Raw genomic sequence first — 17,804 nt, 5'->3', positions numbered from 1 at the left:
AGAATTCGAGAAGGGTGTTTGTGTAAGTGGTGTTGAGCGTTCAGGTCGGGATATAATAAGGTGAAGAAATGCGATTGAAAGGCATGTCTTTGTGAATAATTTAGTATCTTTGCTGTCTAAGGAGACGTTTATTCCGTACCGAGATATTTGTTGTATCGTATGAAGAAAATCCTGTTTTTCCTATCAATATGTATGCTGTTGGTGGCTTGTACAGACAAGCGACAGGAGCAGATAGCGAAGGTTCTCTTCCTGTTGAATAGAACTGGAGCATACAATGAAATGCAAAATACTAACGGTAGACAGTATTATCTGAATGTGGATAGTCTGTTGGATGGTATTGATACGACTTATATTAAAACATGCAAAGGACCAAGAGCTTTTCCTGTGGTGCAGTCTTTATTAGATTCATTATGTACTACGAAAGAACTTTGCGAACTTACTAATAGGAGCTATTCTGTGGGTGTTCGACTTGCAGCTACAGATGCTTTGATACGTCGAAAGTATGCACACTTAGAGGAAATATTACTCTCGAATTATACAGATACGACGAAGATTTATGTGCGGTCAGATGATGTTATAGAAGAGGAATATGCTGGTAGTGTGTTCTTACGTAATGTTCAGTCATGCAGAGAAAAGACGGTCATTAGTAAGGAAGATTCTTTGCGTAATGACTCTTTAGCGCTCTATACACCCGGATTGTCCAAATATCAATATACAAAGAAACTTTTATTGAGACTTCCACCGAAGGAAAGCTATTACTCAAGGGTAAAGGAGATCGTTCTTAAAGAACGAACCTATCAGGCATTGAAAGCTTTAGCTTCCTATCGTAGAGAGGAGGATAAATCTATCTTATTGGATGCTTTATCACATTATGATAATGAGAATGAAGATGTTGATAGGGAAGATGATGAAACCGATAATGCTTTGTTGGCTGTTACGGTTTGGGCTTGTCAAGATTTCGTCCCTTTGCTGATTCGCATCCGAGACTATGAAATAAAGAAAGATGATAGTAGTATGCTGCCTCGTAACAAATACTTATTTGAGGCAGTAATGGCTTATAATAACCAGTGGGCCTACAACTTTATTGACGCAACACTTGCCTTGTCTTCAAAAAAGAAAGACCATGAGTATGACTCTGATATAACGATGGCAACAAACTTCCATTCGGCTATGTTGTCTCATTATAATCCTCGTTTTTCCAGCTTATTAAGGAAGTATCCTGGTGAAGACTTTGGTGATGGATATGAATAAACAGTTATAAAACCAAAAGCAAACGCCCTCATTTCTCCAGCTCCTTTCGATAGGGACGGACAAACGAGGGCGTTTGTTGATTTATTTACTTGTGTCGGTTGGCACGTTGCTGACGGTATTTCGCCTTCTGCTTAGCACTGCCAGAGCCATGAGCACCAGTTATATACTTCTTTTTCTTGGCTTTGGTTTTCACCTTGCCATCATCGGTCTTGGGTTTCGAGGCACCTCGAAAGACCACTCCACTCTCGATGATTTCATCTATATCGCTCATATTTAATCTCTTTAATGATGGAATAAACGAACGCCCGTAAAGGCCATTGCGATGTTATACTTATCACATGTGTCGATGACATGGTCGTCACGAATACTCCCTCCGGCCTGTGCTATATACTCTACACCACTCTTATGCGCACGCTCAATATTGTCGCCAAATGGGAAGAATGCGTCAGAACCAAGTGCAACACCAGTGTTTTTGGCAATCCACTCCTTACGCTCTTCACGTGTCAGAGGCTCTGGACATTCTGTAAAGAACTGTTGCCATACGCCATCTTGCAGCACGTCTTCATACTCGTCAGAGATGTAGATGTTGATAGTATTGTCCCTATCGGCACGGCGAATATCCTTCTTGAATGGGAGATTCATAACCTTTGGGCACTGACGTAGCCACCATTCATCAGCCTTATTACCAGCTAAGCGGGTGCAGTGGATGCGACTCTGCTGTCCAGCCCCAATCCCTATAGCTTGTCCATCAGCCACATAACAAACCGAATTACTCTGAGTATATTTCAAAGTAATCAACGATATGATAAGATCTCGCTTGGCATTCGCAGTGAAAGTCTTGTTCTTTGTAGGAATGTTCTCGAAGAGTTTGGGGTCATCAAGCTTCACTTCGTTGCGCCCTTGTTCAAAGGTAATACCAAAGACTTGCTTCCTCTCAATAGGAGCAGGTACATAGTCAGGGTCTATCTTGATAACATTGTATGTCCCCTTACGCTTCGCCTTTAGAATCTCTAAAGCCTCCGGAGTATAGTCAGGGGCTATCACACCGTCGCTAACCTCACGTTTGATAAGTAGCGCAGTCTCCTTGTCGCAGGTGTCACTAAGGGCACAGAAGTCACCGTATGAGCACATACGGTCGGCTCCACGAGCACGTGCATAGGCACTGGCAAGCGGTGTAAGCTCGAAGTCAACGTCGTCGACAAAGTAAATCTTCTTGAGTGTCTCACTCAAAGGAAGACCTACTGCAGCGCCAGCTGGGCTGACATGCTTGAATGATGCGGCTGCAGGAAGACCCGTAGCAGCCTTCAGCTCCTTAACAAGCTGCCAACTGTTGAGTGCATCAAGAAAGTTAATGTAGCCTGGACGACCACTGAGAACTGTGATGGGGAGTTCGCCTTCCTCCATATAGATACGTGAAGGCTTCTGGTTCGGATTGCATCCGTACTTAAGAGCTAATTCTTTCATATAACTTATGTGGTATATGTAAATGGTTATGCAAAGGTAAGGAAAAATAATGGAATACGTTGTTACGGTCGTTGTTTTTAAGTAAATTAGTCCTTCAGGTTTGTTTCTTTTGAAAGAAATCATTACTTTTACACTCGATAAAAATTAATCTTTGGAGCATAGAGGGCTGTCTTGTCATTGACTATACACCCTCGGCTACCTTTAATCCCTTACAAATTATAATAGATATGCAAGCATTACACACAGACAAGGCACCTGCTGCAGTAGGTCCTTACAGCCAGGCCATCGAGGCTAATGGTTTCATTTTCGCATCTGGTCAGCTCCCTATTGACCCAGCTACCAATGCTTTCGCTGAAGGAGGTGTGAAGGAACAGACACGCCAATCACTCACGAATGCACGTAACGTGTTGGCTTCAGCTGGTGTTGACCTGTCTCATGTCGTTAAGACAACAGTATTCCTTTCAGATATGGAGAATTTCGCAGCGATGAATGAGGTTTATGCTGAGTTCTTCAAGGAACCTTATCCTGCCCGCTCAGCCTTCGCTGTCAAAGCTTTGCCAAAGGGTGCACTCGTTGAGGTAGAGTGCATTGCTGTGAAGTAAGGTGGTGTGATTTATCTAATCGCATGCTCTTAGCTTGTGGAGAGGATGACTTGTTCTCTCACGGAGTGGTACAGATGTTTACATACAAGCAACGCTCATCTGGATTTATCCCAATCGTCTTGATGTAAATATTTTTCACCCCTCTTGAAAGCAGTATATGCCCTTCAAGCTAAGAGAAGAGGCCTAATTAGATTGCAGAACATGCCCTTCTTGCTTATAGAAGACGCCCTTCTTGATGCAAGAAGGGCGTCTTCTGCAATGCTGTTTGTAATAAGCTGATATAGTGAGGATTATAAGCTCGATAGTTGAGGATGTTATATTCCTGCTATGAGAGAGTTTTTCTCTATAATATGTAATGATTTTTTACACACCTACAAATGCCCTTGAGATAGGGAGAAGAAGGTATGGAACATCCATTAAAAAGTCTATTGCACTGGTAGAAAAGCTTAAAAGAGGAACGTTTTGTTGCTTAGGAAGATAGATAGAAAGAGTAGGAAAGACGATAATCACCCTTTTTCTGTCGTTATATGATGTGTTCGCACGAATGGTATTAAGGCTTAATCGCCTTCCGAGATACTGTTTGGATGGAGGATAGAAAGGGGGCGGATGAGGCGTTAGATAACTCAGAATAAGGTTTGTTAGATTAGGTTTTTCTTTATTAGAAAACGACGTAAGGCGTTCTAAGTCAACGCGGTATCGCATAGTGATGGAGCTCATTAAATTATTACCCCTTCGTTTACAAGTTTAATTAACATATTTAACGTTGAGAAAAGCCGTTGAATATTACTTAATTACTTATTCTTTTATTACTTTTGTAACACGTTAGTATTTATACTGGAGAATGAGGTATGAGAAAGAAGCTTAGAACCATTATCGAGGAGCTTGGGCAAAGGACGTATATGCGTAAAGAGTCGGCTTCCGATTTGGAGAGATTGTCTGACAGGTTAGCACTTTATCACATCCACTTGGGTTCAGCATCGTTGAAGAAGCTGATAGGCTATTTCAAGGGGATAGAAAAACCTTCTAAAAAAACATTAGATAGGCTGGCTCTCTTTGCAGGGTTCCAAAACTGGAAGGATTTAAGTGCTGCTTTGCATGGCGAAAACGATGCGAAGTTGAATTATGAAGATTAAGTACTCCATTGTATGATGGGGTAGAGGATGGTCTTGAAGACTGGATGCTGAAAGACTATCTGTGAGGATTTGTAGGGACATACGGTAGGTTTATCCGCAGGTAAGGCCTGTTATGAGATAAACAAGGCGTATATCCCTACATTGTTTTAATGCCACCTTTGACAGAGGTATATCATGTCTCACAGTTAAGCGAAAGGTGAGATGTAAGTTTGTATGTAAGTTCTCAGGGTTATTGATTTCGCTCTCTTTCTAACGTGTCACAGGTGAGGTAGTGGTAAATAAACCTTTTGAGAGACAAATAAAAAAGCCCAAAACCAATGGTTTCGAGCTTTTATTTTCTTGGATTCTCAAGGATTTACTTTTCAACAGCAACGGTTCTCTTCTCCTTGATGCGTGCAGCCTTACCTGTAAGATTACGTAGGTAGTAGAGTTTCGCACGGCGAACCTTACCACGCTTGTTCACCTCGATAGAATCGATGTTAGGTGACTCAATAGGGAAGATACGCTCAACACCGATGGTGCCTGACATTTTACGAACAGTGAAACGCTTCTTCTCTCCATGACCAGAAATCTTGATTACTACGCCACGGTAGAGCTGAATACGCTGCTTATTACCCTCGACGATTTTGTAAGCGACAGTGATAGTGTCACCAGCCTTGAACTCTGGGAACTGCTTGCCGGTTGCAAATGCTTCTTCAGCAACTTTAATTAAATCCATTGTCTTTTATTAATTAAATATTGTTTGTCGTTCCAACGTAACATAGTCCATGACTCTTCCACGACCAGCGGTTACGCCAAAAGCGATGCAAAGTTACTACTTTTCAATGAAATGACAAAGTATTTATATGCTTTTTAATGCTTATTTGTTGCAAGCACCTTTGCAATCTCCTTCTTTGCCTTAGCCATCTGCTTCTGGAAAGCATCTGATGACTGTACGGCAGCAAAGCCTACACTTGCACAGAGACGGCCTGCGTCGACATCGCTCTGATAGTGATATCCACAGATTACTCGGCTCTGACCATATTCGTAGGCATGCTTCATGATTTCGTTGCCACGGGATGGGTTCAACGCTGTTAAGGTCAATCCGAAAATCCATCCACGGCAAGTATGACCAGAAGGATAGGAACCGTTGTTGATTAACTCTGCCTCGAACTGTGGTTGGAGGGTATGCTCATGGAACTGAGCAAATGGACGCTTGCGCATATACTTAGCCTTGGCGCGGTCGACAGCATGGTTACCATCAATACCAATCATACACATGAGCTTGTAAGTCTCAGGTGTCTTCTCTGGTGTGATGAGCATGCCAAAGGAAGGAGCAAAGCCTACGAGGACTGAATCAACATCAAAGTTAGCATCGAACTTAGCCTGTGCAGCACGCTCTTTATCCTCTCTCATCTTGCGACCCCACCAATATTGACGGAAGTCATAGTCGAACTGATAGGATGCTGTGTCTGGTGGGGCTGGGAGGTAGATACCGGCATCTGGCATGTCAGCCTCTGGTATGAACGACTGCTTCTTGTAATCCTGAGCATTCACCGTCATGCCTATTAATAGCATAACAAAGCTTACGAACAAACTCTTTCTCATAATGAATAATTGTTTTAATGAATTTAAGTTGATATGTGTTATATGCTGCAAAAGTAGGGAATTGTACGTGTTTTTCAAAGGTTTAATAGGTTTTTAATAGTTGCATTCTGTATTGACAGCCTTTCTGAGAGGTTGCAACTATTGGCTTCTTGACGTATAAAGGGCTGATAGTGTGACCTTATATTATAGTGTCGTAATACTTCTTCGTTTGCGTAACAACAATCGTGCTAATAGGATAAGGGCTTTAAGAGAGTAAATGAAAAGCAGGGAAGAGGAGCAACATGCGTTGCTTTCCGTCTTCCCTGCCTGTGGGTTACAATATATAAATAAGGTGTGTCAGTGTTTAAAAGGACCTTTTGTATAAGTGTAAGAGGACTGTTTAATCAACCTCAGCTTCCTTATTTAGGATACCCCCAACACCTGTGAATATCTTTAAGAGAGTGTTTCAATCTTAATACTTAAACACTGCTGTGAGCGTAATCTTGCGTCCATCAGCATGAGCATACTCTGCATTACGTGCCATCATCATAGATGCTGGTGTGTAATAAGTGTAGTTTAGCAAGTTAGATACAGCCAAACTCAAGTCACAAACCTTCAGTTTAACACCTGCAGTGAGGTTTAGTAAGTTGATACGACTTACTATTCCTTCTCCTTCATTATACTTTCCTGATGCGTTAGGAGCAAATCGGTCGCGCTTACCAGTATGCATGTATTGCAGCTGGAGATAGGTGTTCTTGACTGGAGCATAGTTGACATACATTGCCAACTTAGCGGCTGGGATAGAGATATTCGACATGTATGTGTCCCAATCACCAGTAGCTGATTTGAGCTTACCTTCGAACCATGAGAAGTTAGCACCAGCCTTTAAGTTACTGAGGATTTGTGCGTCTGCACTCAACTCAACGCCATATACCTTCTGTGGGGTACGATTGACTACCCAGAAGCCGTGGTCTATCTTGAGGTCACTTCCTAACTTAGAATAGGTGTAGAAGAACGAGCCATTGAGTTGCAACCAATGGTTGATATTAGAGTAAGCACCAATCTCGTAGTTGTTAGTCTTGACTGGTTCTGTGGAGATCTTAGTGAGTACATCGGCCTTAGCAGCACGTAGTGTGCGACCTAAATCGAAGATAGAAAAGCCTTGAGAGTAGGCTACGAAGGGTTGAAAAGCAGGATATTTGTTATAGGAAAGACCTACGTTAAAAGACATGTTATTATACTTCAGCGTTCCACCTTTGACCTGAACCTGTGGGTCGGAGAGCTTATTACGCAGTACATCGTAGTCTGGTACCTTCACACTAATGTAGTCGTAACGACCTCCAAGTTTGACGTTAAGGTGCTGCCAGAGCGTTGTCTTGATTTGAACAAAGGGTGCATGGTTGTTGCTTGTGAGCCATGGCATCCAATACCTGCCGTCTACTAAGGGTTGAGAAGTCTTATTATAGAGGTAGTCGTAACCGTAGACTATGTGCGCAAAGGCATCGTCAGAGAATATAAGACGACTATTGAACTGAGCACGAACACCGAATTTACGGTCCTTAACAGCCGACTGTCCGCTTGTTTCCTCCCACCTTGGTTGTGCTGGATTAGCCTTTCGGAAATCGAATACGGTGTATAAACTTGAACCATAAACAGACGCTTCTAAGTCGGTGTGCTTGAATATGTCCTTTGAAGTAAACTTGAGGTACGCATTGTGGTTGTACCTTGTTCCCTCGTCAACTGCCTGTGGGTCCTTGTTACCAATGACACCAATAGAAGGGCTTTGTAGATACTTTCCACCGAAAGGAATCAGTTTTGTGTCCTGCAAACTACGATAGAAATTATACATCAACTCAATTCTGTTCTTTGGAGACAGGCTGTAACCGAGATTGACGAGGGCATTCGTGGTGTAAGTATCACCGAGTCCGTAACGTGGAGAAATAAACTCTCCGTCACCGTCAATAGCGCTACCTGTACGTCCGAAAGCACCATTTACGAGATAATCGAAATTACCCACACGTCCATAGACTTGCTGGTTGATGCGATAACCTTGGCCTTTTCCTTTACGGAAGAAATTGTAGGTTGACCCTGAGAGAGTCGTCTCTCCTGCAAAAGACTTATTGGTAGTATTCTTCTTAGTGATGATGTTTATCAATCCACCGATAGCCCCATTACCATAGAGAGCAGTAGATCCCTTCACTACTTCTATATGGTCGATAGCAGCGATGTCAATGGTTCTGATGTCACGATCGGTTGAACGTAAAGGAGTTGATTGAGGGATTCCATCAATCAAGATAAGTGCACTTCGTCCGCGAAGTGATTGTGAGCGCGAGCTTGTGGTATTGCTCGATAGAGCCATACCAGGTGTGAGCATACCCAAAAGGTGGGTGATGTCAGGTGCAGCCTTACTCATTTCTGCTATTTGCTTCTGGTCAATGATGGTAACAGTAGCAGCCGCATTCTGCTTTACTTCAGGCATACGTGTTGTGCTAATCGTTACCTCTTTGAGTTGTAATGTGGTGTCTTCCATCTCTTGTGCTTGTGCATTACAAGGCATTGCAGCCATTGTGAGCATTGTAAGAGATAGGTAAATTACTTCTTTCTTCATGTGAACACTATCCGTTAAATATTAATAATCGGTTACAAAAGTATAAATAGTCTTTCAAACTCACAATACCTAAAACAAGGTATAGTTAGAGTCGTAGAGGATGCTGTTGTTTGTTTTTTCATGAAAAGAGAGATTATCTTTCATTCTTAGACAAGCAGTGTATTCGATTTTTTTTCTTACTTTTGCATTGTCTTTTTAGATGTTGTCAGTTTGCGATGCTACCTATATATAATTAGGTGGAAATTATCGGTTATCAAATAAAGGATGTGTATTCTTTGTTCTGACAGGTCTTTATGAGAACTATAAAATGTCATTATATATGTATAAGAAAACAGTTTATCTGTCTGGACTAACGGCGGTATTAGCGTTGACAGGCTGTGCTTCTCATTATGAGTTAGCGGGCATTCAGCGTACACGTGTGCTGGTTGACAGTAGGTATGATGCTACTCCTGATGCTGAAGCAGCAAAGTTTATGGAACCATTTAAGCATAAGGTTGACTCTGTGATGGGACCTGTTGTGGGCGAGGTCGACCACGAGATGGTGGCACATCGGCCTGAGAGTGACCTTTCTAACCTGTTAGCAGATATTATGGTATGGTCTGCTGGCAGCTATAATGAGAAGGTTGACTTCGGTGTTTACAATATGGGAGGTATCCGTGCAGCCCTTTCTAAGGGTAAAGTGACCTATGGAGATGTGTTAGACATTGCTCCTTTTGAGAATAAGATATGCTTTGTGACACTCACAGGTGAGAAGGTTTTAGAGTTGTTCTCACAGATGGCACATACTGGTGGTGAGGCTGTCAGCCATGGGGTAGAACTCGTTTTTACACGTGACCACAAGTTGAAATCGGCTCGTCTCAATGGTAAGGAGATTGACCCAAAGGCAACTTATCGTATTGCAACACTTGACTACTTGGCGCAAGGTAATGATAAGATGGAGGCTTTCAAGTCGGCTACTAATGTCGTATCACCCCAAGCAAGCAGTAATAATACACGCTTCCTTATCATGAACTACTTTAAGGAGCAGACTGCTCAAGGTAAGGTTGTCAATTCACATAAAGAAGGACGTATCCGAGTGGAATAATCTTTTAACGATACACATGTATGAAAAGAAATATATTATTGATTACTTTCTGCTTCCTGGCTGTTCTCGCTTTCGGTCAGGATAAGCACTTAACAATTTTGCATACTAACGATGCGCATAGTCAGATCTATCCGCTTAATACAAATCTCGCAGATACGATGAAGGCTGGGCGAGGCGGTTTCGTGCGTCGTGTGGCTATGATTAAAGAAGAGAGAAAGAAGCAACCTGACTTGCTACTCTTCGATAGTGGCGACTTCTCACAAGGCTCTCCTTATTATACAATGTTCAAGGGTGACGTTGAAGTGGGACTAATGAATCAGATGCACTATGACGCTGCTACGATAGGAAACCATGAGTTCGACTTTGGTATGGACAATATGGTTCGCCTCTTTAAGATGGCTAAGTTCCCTATTGTATGCGCTAATTACGACTTTACGGGTACGCCACTTCAGGGCTTGGTAAAGCCCTACGTTATCTTGAAACGTAATGGCTTAAAGATAGGAGTATTCGGTCTTGCTCCTAAGTTGGATGGTCTTGTGGTGAAAGCTAACTATGGTAAGATTGTTTATAACGACCCTGTTGCTTGTGCACAGAAGGTTATTAACGAGTTAAAAGCAAAGAAGTGCGACTTGATTATCTGTATCTCCCATCTTGGATGGAATATAGAAGGGGTCAGTGATGAGGAGGTTATCGCAGGAACTCGTGGTCTCGACCTCATTTTGGGTGGTCATTCGCATACCTTCCTGACTAAGTTAGAATACGTGAAAGACCTTGATGGTAAGATGGTTGGCGATGATCAGAATGGTAAGCATGCTATTTACGTCGGTAAGTTAGTACTTGATATGAAGAAGAAAAAGTAAGTCTTTCAATCGATAGGACCTATATATAAATAATGTGGGCTGTATCAATAAGGTTGTTAATGGATATCTTATTGATTCAGCCCATTGTCGTTCATGCGCTATGAACGTTGTTGAGAGTATGTGAATAGATGCTTTCTACTGTCGCATTCTCCGCCATTCTATAAGCGTGAAGAGAAAGATAAAAGAGCGTGCAGATGGTCTGATACGAATTATTTTCATGAAAAGAAATATTTATTTTCATGATGAGAAATATTTTTTTCATGAACATAAATTCTTTTATTCATGGTAATAATTCGTGGAAAGCGGTCTCATTTGTTTACAAGAACCAAACCCAATAGTTGGAGGTGACGGTTATTACGGCTACTATTGGACGTGGGTTATGACGTGAAAAGCTATAGTCTGATAGTTTTCTCGGGTTATGAAAGAGGCTCGTGGGTGCCCTTATCTTATATAAATCTCCCCAGATTTCTTGTTGCCCTTTGCCTTCTTCATTTCATCTTGATGCTTTTGGATGATAGGCTTCAGATACTTCTTTGATTTTGTTGTAATCAGTAAAATACCGCCAGTACGTGGATAAAACAGCTTATTGAGGTCGCTGTTTTTGATAACATGCACACTAATGATGTCTTTCTGGTCAAGGTCATCGATGCTCTGTACCTCAACTCCATCTACAAGAAACACTGGGATGTTCAGACTATCTTGCTTTTCTTTGGTCTGTGCGCTAATGTTTATACTTGCAACGAGTGCACAAAGAAGGATAATAAACTTTCTCATAACTACTTTTGTTTACGATTAGTAATGTAACAAAGATACTATTTTTTTATATTGTGAAACAAAGTTCTTACTTTTTTAACATCTTTTGTTGTCTACCTATTCGGCATTGGAAAAAGAAGAGGAGAGTTTCTGTAGGAGAGAAGCAGTACTTTATCTTGGATAATAAAGACTCATAGAATGGAAGATATATGGCGATAGTTGATAAGGTTGATATCACCACTCGAGTTCTCAAAGTCGCCAGAGTAGACAATAGCCTTCTTACTTATGGGAGTCTTTATCCAGCCTTCAATCTGTGTAAGTGTCTTTTCAAATGATGAACTATAAGTCATAGAAGACTTCACTTCAATGGCTGTTAGTTCTCCTTCCTGCTTGATTAAGAGGTCAACTTCATTCTGATTAGAGTCGCGATAGAAGAACACTCCACCTTCTAAGCCCATGTTATAGCGATGCTTGATGGCCTCCATAACAATCATATTCTCAAAGATAGCACCACGCATCTTATCCCTATCTAACTGTTGAGGAGTCTCGATGTCGAGTAGATAACAGGCCAGTCCAGGGTCGTTGAAATAGAGTTTAGGACTCTTCACCAGTCTTTTGGGTATGTTCTCATAGTAGGGTGGGAGGAGCATTATGAGGTAAGAAGCCTGCAAGACAGAAAGCCAGTGGCTGATAGTTTTGGAACTTACGCCTACCTCTGCGCCTAATTCAGAAGCGTTGAAGAGTGAGCCTATTCGTGCTGCACACAGTTTCAAGAACTTTGTGAAGCGTATTTGGTCTTTCATCTGTAGGAGATCTCTAACGTCTTTCTCCAAGTATGTCCTAACATAAGAGGGGTAAAAGAACTTAGCAATATTCTTCTTTGCACAGATAGAAGGGTAGAGCCCGTTGTAAAGGATTTGATTTAGATTGTCTAAATCAACCTTTCCTGTAACCTCCTGTATGGACATTGGCAACAGTTCGAACACCCCTGCACGACCAGCAAGAGATTCTGATAAATTCTTCATTACCTCGAAATTCGAACTTCCTGACAATGCGAAATGTCTCTTGGGATTGTTATCTACAATGCCTTGTATGTAGTCTAATAGTTGAGGACACCTTTGTATCTCGTCAATAAACATTCCTTCATCTGTCTGATTAAGGAAGGCTATGGGATCATTCTTTGCGTAATCAAGAATGTTGAGGTCCTTTAGACTGTATTTCTCGTAGAGTGGGAATAATTGAGTTAGCAATGTACTCTTGCCTGATTGACGTGGTCCAGAGACTGCTATCACGGAGAAATATTTTGATGCCTCAAGTATCGTTTCCTCTATTTTGCGATGTATATAATCGTTCATAAGTTTATGTAAAATTGAAGTTCAACTCCAAAATTACATAAAAAAGGGCCTGTGTACAAGTGAAAAGCGTGTTTTTAATAAAAAATCTATGCAATTTTGGAGTTGTACTTCAATATTGCATAGATTCTATAAGTGTTATGGTAAGTCTTCTTCCGTTGCCTTTCTTCGATGTAATATCTGCTAATTTTGCAAACAAGCGATTTATTCAAAGTAGAAAGTGAGGGCTATCATCTTTGTCCGTGTATCGTTGACAGAGTTGGTGTACATGAGCATATTCTTGTCTTGGAGGTTCTTTGAATGACTCTTGTCAAGGCTATTAGTAAGACTGTACATGAACTTTAATTCTGGACGTAACTTAAAGTAAGGGAGGTAGAAATCACATCCAAGTCCCACTTCTACGAAGACATCACTACGTTTGAGCTTGATATAATCATTGTCCTTACCTGAGAGATTGAGCATAGGGTTCAATCCTAACATTACGTATGGGCGGTGGTTGTTGAATCGTGGGGCCGCTGCAATGAGGTCGAAAGCGCATGAGATATATGCTGTCTTTAGTTCTTGCACCTGTTCAGTAGGTTCGCCTTGCGTATTAAGGTCTGTGAGGTTTCGGAAAGTGAGATGTCGTGTGCCAAAGTACATGGCTGGGGCCATACGCAGTTGGAGGGTTGAGTTGAGTCGTAACTCACCTAAGACGCCAACAGTGAAACCCGCATCCCAACGGTCTTGGTCTACTGAAATAGTCTTCTGAACCAGTCCGTTACCATCTCCAAGGTCTACCATCTGTGGTCCGACATTATTGAGTTCGAGGTCTTGTAGATGTGTTCCGACGAGTACACCGAAATGAAATTCACGCAAGTCGGTGTAGGGACGGTTCTGAACTCTCCGTTCCTGTGAATGGCTTGAAAGCACAATAGCCAATGAGATAAGTGCGAATAGTATTCTTTTCATATTATTCTTCAAACGTTTATCTACTTGTTTTATTGTCTATCTTCCTGTTGATATTTCCTCTTCTTTAGGTGTCTCTCATCCTTTTTAGGTATGAAGCAAGAAAAACGATGTTGTTTAATGTAATAGAGGGTAGCCTTCGTGATAGTTGTGTTATTTGTTTATAAGTTTCTATTTAATAGTTAGTTACGTTTATGAAAGGCCTTGTGATTCTATTTTTATGTCGTCTAAATATTTGTAATTTATCTCATTATGTTTAGGTATTAAGGAATTTATTCCTAACTTTGCACCATCAAATTTAGGTATAAACCTATTTGTAATACAAGAACATTATTAACATTATAAATTATTTATATTATGGCTTACGTAATTGGTAATGATTGTATCGCTTGTGGTACATGTATCGACGAATGTCCAGTAGAGGCAATCTCTGAGGGTGATATCTATAAGATTGACGCAGACGCATGCACAGAATGCGGCACATGTGCGTCAGTTTGTCCAAATGAGGCTATTAGCCTTCCATAAGGTTTATAACCTGTTACTGATTAAATTCATAAGGCGAGTCGTAAGGCTCGCCTTTTTGTGTTTTATGTCCGAGCAACTTTTATTAGCCTTTTCTTTCTTAACAGCAAAGTTTATGATGGTTCTGGTTAACGGAGGAATGCAACTTTTTAAAATAAGAGGGATATAATACGTACTACTACAAGAATAGTTTTAAATTCGTTTTGCTGTCATTTTTAACATTTGACGTAACTCCTCTGTAAACAAGATAGTTAAGTGATAACTTTGTGTGACGGCAGTGACAGCAAGTTGAGTTTTGGTTGGAAATTACTTTGCAGTTGGTACATAGAAATAGAACATGTAGTGAGCTTTCTGTTGGCATGGGCAACTGTAAAGTAATACGAGAAATCTAATGCAATAAAGAAAGGTTGTGTAATCACTTGAAACGAGGGCTGAATCTAATACTATATGCCAGATTACTTCTTTCTTATAGATATGAGTTAGCTTTATCAGATACCAATCATTATAAGTAGGTATATCTGTCTCTTTATATTAAACGGATAGTATATAAACAAAAAAGGTTGGTAATCAAAAATGATTATCAACCTTTTTGTAGCGGGACGGGGCTACGATCCCCGGACCTCCGGATTATGAATCCGACGCTCTAACCAACTGAGCTATCCCGCCATCCATATTACTTTCGTTCTCGAAAGCGGGTGCAAAGGTATGAAGAAAAAATCATACTTGCAAATAATAATTCACTTTTTTGCGGTTTATTCATTAAAAACATTCTTTCTCTGTGTCGGATACTGCAGGGGAGGCGATGGTTTGCTGCTTATTATAATAAGGATAGAAGATATGCTTTTGAGTAAGAACACCATCCTAATTTATGCTTATTAGTGATGGAATACAATAAAAGTATGAACTTAGACGTTTAAAGGATGTCTTTCTGTTTGGCGCAGTAAGAGAAGAAAACGGTTCTATGATGATATTATCGCAAGTATATCTAACGGCTATTTAAGTAACTGCTAAGAACAAACTTATATGATGACTTTATTCCTGGAAGAGGATAATATGAGGGCGAAGAGACACAATAGAAAGTTGATAAATAAGCATAAACAAAACGCTTTACTTAGTTATGAGTAAGAAAGTAGAATTAGAATATGAATTGAAAACACGCTCAGGCAGTGCTGTGTGGGCACTGATTAGCACACCTATAGGGCTGAAGAAGTGGTTAGCAGATGACGTGACAATAAATGAGGATGTCGCAACCTTTGTATGGGGCGACCCGCTTCGTGAGCATGATATACATACAGCAAAAATCGTTGAAATGGTCAAGAACGACCATGTACGTTTCCATTGGGAGGCTTCGGAGGATGAAGCTTATTGGGAGATAAAGATGTTTCATAGTGAGATTGCGGGTAATTACCATCTATATATAACTGACTTTGCAGAGGACGATGACGTCGAGGGCTTAGAACAGATGTGGAATCAAAACATAGAACGTCTACATGTCATAACGGGAATGTAAGCTCCTTGATGCTAATTTGGCGTGAACAGATAGATGAAAGAGGCTGGTTAAAGAATAAAAATATTAAAAAAGACAATTACTCTGATATTTTTATGTAAATTTGCAAAAGGTAAGCTATTCTCCACTGATGGGACCTCTGTATCCTTAATGTGTCTTAGCTCGTATGTAAATAAGGGAGAATAAACTCCTTGTCATTATATCATGTTTCGAATCAAGAAGTTAGATATCTTTATTGCCAAGCAATTTGGTATGCTTTTCATGGGAACTTTCTTCATCAGCTTGTTCGTGTTGATGATGCAGTTCTTGTGGAGATATGTTGATGACTTGATAGGTAAAGGATTGTCAATGGACGTTCTTGGACAATTCTTCTGGTACATGAGCTTAATGATGGTACCACAGGCTCTTCCGTTGGCAATTCTTCTTTCATCGCTAATCTCCTATGGTAACCTTGGCGAAAGTTCGGAGTTGACGGCTATCAAGGCTGCTGGCATCTCTCTTATTCAGTCGTTTAGAGGACTAATCTTTATTAGTGTTCTTATCGCTTTTGGCTCGTTCTATTTCCAAAACAATGTGGGGCCAACAGCACAAAAGCATATTGCTCAATTACTTATATCCATGAAACAGAAGAGTCCTGAGCTGGAAATACCAGAAGGAATCTTCTATGATGGTATACCACAGACGAACCTCTATGTTGAAAAGAAGGATATGAAGACTGGCCACCTATATAATATTATGGTGTATAGGATGACGGACAGCTACGAAGACCAGGCTATTATCCTTGCTGATTCAGGTATGTTACAGTCTACAGCAGACAAGAAACACCTTGTATTGAACCTATGGAGTGGAGAATGGTTTGAGAACATGCGCTCACAAGAAATGGGTAATAGTGCCAGTGTCCCATATCGTCGAGAGACCTTTGCACATAAGCATATCGTCCTTGACTTCGATGGTGACTTCAACTTAACGGATATGGCTGGTATCTCAAATGATGCTCGTACGAAGAGTATTACGAAGATACAGCACGATAAGGACTCCCTTGTTCACGTCTACGATAGTGTGGGTAACGCTTTCTATAAGGATGCACAGTCCCTTTATTATCGAACGCCTAAGTTAAAGGCTGTCGAAAGGAAGGAGGCCATAAAACTGTCGGAAGAAAAGGCGTTCAACATAGATTCGGCCTTTAATAAGCTACCTGCCGATCAACGACGTTATGTTGTTGACCAAGCTTTATCGACTGTTCAGCAAGAAGTAAGCGACCTTGATTTTAAGAGTATGATAACCAGTGATGGTGATAAGCTTATCCGATTGCATGAAATAGAGATTATTAATAAGTTTACGTTATCGCTGATATGTATTATCTTCTTCTTTATCGGTGCACCACTCGGTGCTATTATCCGAAAGGGAGGATTGGGTATTCCAATCATTATCAGCGTTATTGTGTTCATTATCTTTTATATCCTCGATAACACTGGTTATCGAATGTCGCGACAGGGAGACTGGGCTATCTGGTTTGGTAAGGGGCTTTCTATGGCCATACTTATCCCAATGGCGATATTCTTTACGTACAAAGCCAACAATGACTCAACTGTATTCAATGCAGATATGTATAGGAGAATGTTGATGAAGATGTTTGGAATGAGGGTGAAACGTAGCGTTGCGAGCAAAGAAGTTATCTTGCATGACCCTGACTATGATAAAGATGCAGAACTACTGAAGGATTTGAACGTTAGAATTGAGGACTATGCTAAGACTCGAAGACTTAAGTCAGCACCTAATGTAATAAAGGTGTTCTTCCGTTATCATACGGATCATGTCATCGAGAAGATTAATGACGAACTTGAAACTGTCATTGAAGACTTGGGTAATACACGCAATAAGGTCATCATGACAGAACTGAATAAATACCCAATATTAGCTGTTAAGGCACATACAAGACCGTTCGACCATAAGTGGTCTAATATTCTTGCAGCAGTGATACTGCCAGCTGGTATCTTCTTCTACTTCCGCATGTGGCGTTTCCGCTTGCGTCTTTATCGTGATCTCCATACGATTATTGGATGTAACGTGACGATTATCTCAGAGATAATACGGATGAAGGAAAGAGAGGAACAAAGGTTTATTGGTATCGAAACAACAAACAATCAGTAACAA

The 17,804-nt window shown here is 40.8% G+C and carries 16 protein-coding genes and 1 tRNA gene; 8 read left to right on the top strand and 9 right to left on the bottom strand.

Annotation, left to right across the window (positions count from 1 at the left end):
• Window positions 1-159 precede the first annotated feature (159 nt).
• On the top strand, window positions 160-1,251 hold the full coding sequence (locus AXF23_RS07550) for a hypothetical protein (RefSeq protein ID WP_233251258.1): 1,092 nt from the start codon (window positions 160-162) through the stop codon (window positions 1,249-1,251).
• Window positions 1,252-1,336: 85 nt separating this feature from the next.
• On the opposite strand, the gene AXF23_RS07545 is transcribed toward AXF23_RS07550, so the two are convergent.
• Window positions 1,337-1,522, bottom strand: coding sequence for a hypothetical protein (locus AXF23_RS07545; RefSeq protein ID WP_089365513.1), 186 nt, complete (start codon window positions 1,520-1,522; stop codon window positions 1,337-1,339).
• 11 nt (window positions 1,523-1,533) lie between these two features.
• On the bottom strand, window positions 1,534-2,838 hold the full coding sequence (locus AXF23_RS07540; RefSeq protein ID WP_107624876.1) for a phosphoribosylaminoimidazolecarboxamide formyltransferase: 1,305 nt from the start codon (window positions 2,836-2,838) through the stop codon (window positions 1,534-1,536).
• A gap of 104 nt (window positions 2,839-2,942) precedes the next feature.
• On the opposite strand from AXF23_RS07540, the gene AXF23_RS07535 reads away from it, so the two are divergent.
• Both AXF23_RS07535 and AXF23_RS07530 read left to right on the top strand, forming a co-directional pair.
• Complete coding sequence (locus AXF23_RS07535; protein ID WP_009012227.1) at window positions 2,943-3,317, top strand: RidA family protein; 375 nt, start codon at window positions 2,943-2,945, stop codon at window positions 3,315-3,317.
• An 848-nt stretch (window positions 3,318-4,165) separates the two neighbouring features.
• Window positions 4,166-4,450, top strand: a complete 285-nt coding sequence (locus AXF23_RS07530) for a hypothetical protein (RefSeq protein ID WP_107624875.1) — start codon at window positions 4,166-4,168, stop codon at window positions 4,448-4,450.
• A gap of 355 nt (window positions 4,451-4,805) precedes the next feature.
• Here the strand turns inward: AXF23_RS07530 and rplS are convergent, their stop codons facing one another.
• The 3 genes from rplS to AXF23_RS07515 form a co-directional block, all read right to left on the bottom strand.
• The gene (rplS, locus tag AXF23_RS07525; protein ID WP_009012229.1) at window positions 4,806-5,168 is read right to left on the bottom strand and encodes a 50S ribosomal protein L19; all 363 of its coding nucleotides are present in this window, start codon (window positions 5,166-5,168) and stop codon (window positions 4,806-4,808) included.
• Window positions 5,169-5,302: 134 nt separating this feature from the next.
• Window positions 5,303-6,037 carry an acid phosphatase gene (locus AXF23_RS07520; RefSeq protein ID WP_089365516.1) on the bottom strand — a complete coding sequence of 245 codons (735 nt, stop codon included), beginning with the start codon at window positions 6,035-6,037 and terminating at the stop codon, window positions 5,303-5,305.
• A gap of 451 nt (window positions 6,038-6,488) precedes the next feature.
• Window positions 6,489-8,624: a TonB-dependent receptor gene (locus tag AXF23_RS07515; protein ID WP_107624874.1), complete on the bottom strand. Its 2,136-nt coding sequence runs from the start codon at window positions 8,622-8,624 to the stop codon at window positions 6,489-6,491.
• A 319-nt stretch (window positions 8,625-8,943) separates the two neighbouring features.
• Here AXF23_RS07515 and AXF23_RS07510 point away from each other — a divergent pair, with 319 nt between their 5' ends.
• On the top strand, window positions 8,944-9,708 hold the full coding sequence (locus AXF23_RS07510) for a 5'-nucleotidase C-terminal domain-containing protein (RefSeq protein ID WP_107624873.1): 765 nt from the start codon (window positions 8,944-8,946) through the stop codon (window positions 9,706-9,708).
• A 20-nt stretch (window positions 9,709-9,728) separates the two neighbouring features.
• The gene (locus AXF23_RS07505; protein WP_107624872.1) at window positions 9,729-10,568 is read left to right on the top strand and encodes a bifunctional metallophosphatase/5'-nucleotidase; all 840 of its coding nucleotides are present in this window, start codon (window positions 9,729-9,731) and stop codon (window positions 10,566-10,568) included.
• A gap of 441 nt (window positions 10,569-11,009) precedes the next feature.
• On the opposite strand, the gene AXF23_RS07500 is transcribed toward AXF23_RS07505, so the two are convergent.
• The 3 genes from AXF23_RS07500 to AXF23_RS07490 form a co-directional block, all read right to left on the bottom strand.
• Window positions 11,010-11,342, bottom strand: coding sequence for a hypothetical protein (locus AXF23_RS07500; RefSeq protein WP_089365520.1), 333 nt, complete (start codon window positions 11,340-11,342; stop codon window positions 11,010-11,012).
• A gap of 170 nt (window positions 11,343-11,512) precedes the next feature.
• Window positions 11,513-12,676 carry an ATP-binding protein gene (locus AXF23_RS07495; protein ID WP_107624871.1) on the bottom strand — a complete coding sequence of 388 codons (1,164 nt, stop codon included), beginning with the start codon at window positions 12,674-12,676 and terminating at the stop codon, window positions 11,513-11,515.
• A gap of 201 nt (window positions 12,677-12,877) precedes the next feature.
• Window positions 12,878-13,624 (bottom strand): type IX secretion/gliding motility protein PorT/SprT, encoded by a 747-nt coding sequence (locus AXF23_RS07490; protein WP_107624870.1) that lies wholly within the window; start codon window positions 13,622-13,624, stop codon window positions 12,878-12,880.
• A 354-nt stretch (window positions 13,625-13,978) separates the two neighbouring features.
• Here AXF23_RS07490 and AXF23_RS07485 point away from each other — a divergent pair, with 354 nt between their 5' ends.
• Window positions 13,979-14,146, top strand: a complete 168-nt coding sequence (locus tag AXF23_RS07485; protein ID WP_008822033.1) for a DUF362 domain-containing protein — start codon at window positions 13,979-13,981, stop codon at window positions 14,144-14,146.
• Between the two features lie 589 nt (window positions 14,147-14,735).
• Here the strand turns inward: AXF23_RS07485 and AXF23_RS07480 are convergent.
• A tRNA-Met gene (locus AXF23_RS07480) sits at window positions 14,736-14,809 on the bottom strand.
• Window positions 14,810-15,260: 451 nt separating this feature from the next.
• Between AXF23_RS07480 and AXF23_RS07475 the strand changes: the two genes are divergently transcribed.
• Together AXF23_RS07475 and AXF23_RS07470 are read left to right on the top strand one after the other, a co-directional pair.
• A complete protein-coding gene (locus tag AXF23_RS07475) occupies window positions 15,261-15,653 on the top strand; it encodes an START-like domain-containing protein (protein WP_009012237.1) in 393 nt (130 codons plus the stop codon).
• A gap of 201 nt (window positions 15,654-15,854) precedes the next feature.
• A complete protein-coding gene (locus AXF23_RS07470; protein ID WP_107624869.1) occupies window positions 15,855-17,801 on the top strand; it encodes an LptF/LptG family permease in 1,947 nt (648 codons plus the stop codon).
• Window positions 17,802-17,804: the final 3 nt, after the last annotated feature.

Source organism: Prevotella sp. oral taxon 313 (genome assembly GCF_003043935.1).
Lineage (GTDB): Bacteria > Bacteroidota > Bacteroidia > Bacteroidales > Bacteroidaceae > Prevotella > Prevotella jejuni.
Note: the sequence above shows the minus strand (reverse complement) of the source record. Positions and strands in the feature narration are given on the sequence as shown.